The organism is Terrisporobacter mayombei (assembly GCF_020748465.1).
GTDB lineage: Bacteria > Bacillota > Clostridia > Peptostreptococcales > Peptostreptococcaceae > Terrisporobacter > Terrisporobacter mayombei.
Window position 1 is genome coordinate 1 of sequence record NZ_JAHZMP010000064.1, and the last position, 578, is coordinate 578.

The 578-nt window shown below is 30.8% G+C and carries 1 pseudogene; it reads right to left on the minus strand.

The features are described from left to right. A pseudogene (locus K0039_RS23005) lies at positions 1 to 578 on the minus strand (phosphopentomutase); the annotation flags it as partial.

The following is a 578-nucleotide window of genomic DNA, read 5'->3' on the forward strand; positions in this document are numbered from 1 at the left end:
TATTTAGAATCAAAATCAACAAGATTTGAATATATCAGACCTTTATTATCTTGTTTCATATAATTTAAAGTTTCATCTACTCCTTCCATATTACTTTTAGTGTGGATAGCATCTGTAATTCCTTTTCCATTAAAAATATCTTCTATTTTTCCAACTGCTAAAACGTCAAGACCTGATTCTTTTATATTGTCAAGAACTGTTGGTTCAAATGGGTCTAATGAATAATCTCTTCTATTTTAAGTTCTTACAAACTCACCTTTTTTCTTACCTATGAATGGTCTAGCAATTACTCTAGCTACTGCATTATCCCCCATCATTATTTCCCTAGCGATTTTACACATATTATAGAGTTCTTCTAGAGGAATTACTTCTTCATTAGCAGCTATCTGAAATACACTATCAGCTGATGTATATACTATTACATCACCAGTTTTTATTTGATGCTCTCCATACTCATCTATTATTACAGTTCCTGAAGCTGGTTTATTTCCTACTACTTTTCTTCCAGTTTTTTTCTCAAACTCTTCTATTATCTCCTTAGAGAATCCATGTTCAAATGTCTTAAATGGTTTGTCAAC